Origin of the sequence: Allobacillus salarius, assembly GCF_007559425.1 — a bacterium.
In the GTDB taxonomy this organism is placed as follows: Bacteria; Bacillota; Bacilli; order Bacillales; family Alkalibacillaceae; genus Allobacillus; species Allobacillus salarius.
The window spans coordinates 1-2,403 of sequence record NZ_VMHE01000053.1; the positions used below are offsets into that span (position 1 = coordinate 1).

The window sequence follows — 2,403 nt, forward strand, 5'->3', positions numbered from 1 at the left end:
TGTATAGTGCAAAATAAAAGTAGTGAGAATTGCAAAGAAAATCTTAGAACCCTGCAATTATCATAATACAAAGAAAGAGGCTTGCCAGCCCAATCAAAAAACCCTACCGTTAAATGGTGACTAATCAATTAATGGTGGAGGTAATGAAAGGATGCTGGCAATGCCTGAAGTTAATCATATCAGAAAACTGAGAAACGAGAAATCATTATCGATTAATGCAATCGTGAAAAGAACTGGATTCAGTTGGGAAACAGTAAAGAAATATGCAGACGAGGATCAACTTCCATCGGAAGTTATTCCTAAAAAGCGTGGGATGATGTATGAGGAGAAATGGGGTGAAATTGTTTCTGATTGGTTGTTGGAGGATTACGCCCTAAAGAAGAAGTTGCGACGGAATAATAAGATCATTTTTCAACAGCTCAAGGAACTGGGTTTCCCAGGTTCTTACCGAACCGTATGTAACTTCATTGCAGAGTGGCGGGAAAAGCTCATGGAAGATGGAGAGACATTCAAGGAGGAATATGACCGGCTTACCCATCCTCCAGCTGAAGCTCAAATTGACTTCGGTGTGACAGAGGCTATCCAGGATGGAAAAGTAAAAGATATTCACTGCTTAATTATGAGTATGCCTTACAGTAATGGGGGATTTACTGTTCCCCTGCCGGGAGAGAATCAACAGTGCTTCCTTGAAGGTTTGAAATTGTTATTCAGCCAATTGGGGCGTGTGCCCCGGAAACTACGTATCGATAATTTGCCCGCTGCTGTAGTAAGGGCAAGAGGAAAACATGGTGAGACGGTATTTACGGAAGGTTTCCTGAAATTTGCAAGTCATTATGGTTTTGAGCCACAGGCATGTAATTCAAGGAAGGGGAATGAAAAAGGTCATGTAGAAAACAAAGTTGGCTATGTAAGATACAATTTCTTCACTCCTTCCCCAGTGATTCGAGATTTGGATCATCTAGAGGAAATGCTCATCCAGAAATCTAAAGAAGATCATGAACGTAAGCACTACAAGAAAGGGGAGCCGATTAAGGATCTTATCGAGGAAGAGAAAAAGTACTGCTTGGCCTTACCAGAAAATGATTACCCGGTATTCAGCAAGCAAACGGTGTCTGCCAATAAATATGGAGAAGTTCTCATTGACAGTGAACCCATTCATATTCCGACTAGTTACCATTATAGCCAATTGTATGTGATTACTTATTGGGATTCCTACAAGGTGATCTCACCAAACGGTGAGGTGTTAGGCGAAGGACCACGTCCTTACATGAACAAAACCCGTGAACTACCATGGGCATCCATATTGCGCATGTGGAAAAGGAAGCCTCGATCTGTGTCCCACTCTAGGTACTTCAATTACCTACCTGGAAGGATAACCAGTTACTTAAGCATTGAATCACCAGAGTTACAGAAAGAACGAATTGAATGGTTAATGGGACTGATTGTAACCTATAGTATGAATGAAATTGATGAACGATTTTATGAATTACTTCCCACGAAAGATTATCCGTCTTCAGAATTTGGTAGTCATCCATATGAAGTGAATTGGAATATGTATGATTCCTTGCGTCCAACAGAGCTTGCATCTGAAGGGAAGGCGAATATCCATGAGTGATCGATTAAAAGAAATGTGCAAATCGCTGCGTCTAGCCTATGTGGCAGATATTTATGAAAGAGTCCCCTTCGAGGATCCCAGTCAATACCTAGAGGCCTTATTTCAGCAGGAATTCGACCTTCGTGATACAGCAAAGGGTGAACGTCTCATAAAGAAAGCCAGATTCATGAACAATAAAGAGCTAGACAGTTTCCAATGGGGTGACCAAGTGAAATTCCCACCGCAGATCGACCGTGGAGACCTAGAGAGCTTGAGATTCATTTCGCGAAAAGAAAATGTCATTCTGACAGGCTCCCCCGGTACCGGCAAAACACATATCGCCACTGGGTTAGGACGGAACGCATGCCGAAAAGGATATGAGGTGCGTTTCTACCGCGTAGCAGATTTGGTGGATCAGTTGGAGAAAGCTTGGAGCGAGGGAAAATTACAATGGTTTAGAAACAAGTTTAAGAAAGTGGATCTCGTCATCTTGGACGAAATGGGTTATATTCCGTTTAGTAAAGATGGGGCTGAGCTACTGTTCCAGCTAGTTACGGACTGGTACGAGCAGAAGAGTCTTATCATTACTTCCAATCTAGAATTCAGCCAATGGAATCGCATCTTTGTCGATGCAAGACTGACAGCTGCATTGGTGGATCGTGTGATTCACCATGCTCATATACTAAGTTTTACCGGTGACAGTTATCGTGTTACACACGCTCTATCGAACTACCCATCATAAAAAAATGGGCTGGCAAAGTTCTCGAATTTCTTTTGCATTATTATCAGATTTTCTCTTGCAAAATACA

General features: G+C 41.9%; 2 protein-coding genes. Both read left to right on the forward strand.

Annotation, left to right across the window (positions count from 1 at the left end; all coding sequences use genetic code 11):
* The first annotated feature begins 160 nt into the window (after positions 1 to 160).
* Positions 161 to 1,615, forward strand: a complete 1,455-nt coding sequence (gene istA, locus FPQ13_RS12865) for an IS21 family transposase (RefSeq protein ID WP_342778593.1) — start codon at positions 161 to 163, stop codon at positions 1,613 to 1,615.
* A complete protein-coding gene (gene istB, locus FPQ13_RS12870; protein WP_144089729.1) occupies positions 1,608 to 2,336 on the forward strand; it encodes an IS21-like element helper ATPase IstB in 729 nt (242 codons plus the stop codon). Before istA ends, istB begins: the two co-directional genes overlap by 8 nt.
* The last annotated feature ends 67 nt before the right edge of the window (positions 2,337 to 2,403 follow it).

Coding starts and splice junctions, on each gene's coding strand:
- istA (WP_342778593.1), top strand. CDS start 161: ATGCCTGAAGTTAATCATATCAGAAAACTGAGAAACGAGAAATCATTA.
- istB (WP_144089729.1), top strand. CDS start 1,608: ATGAGTGATCGATTAAAAGAAATGTGCAAATCGCTGCGTCTAGCCTAT.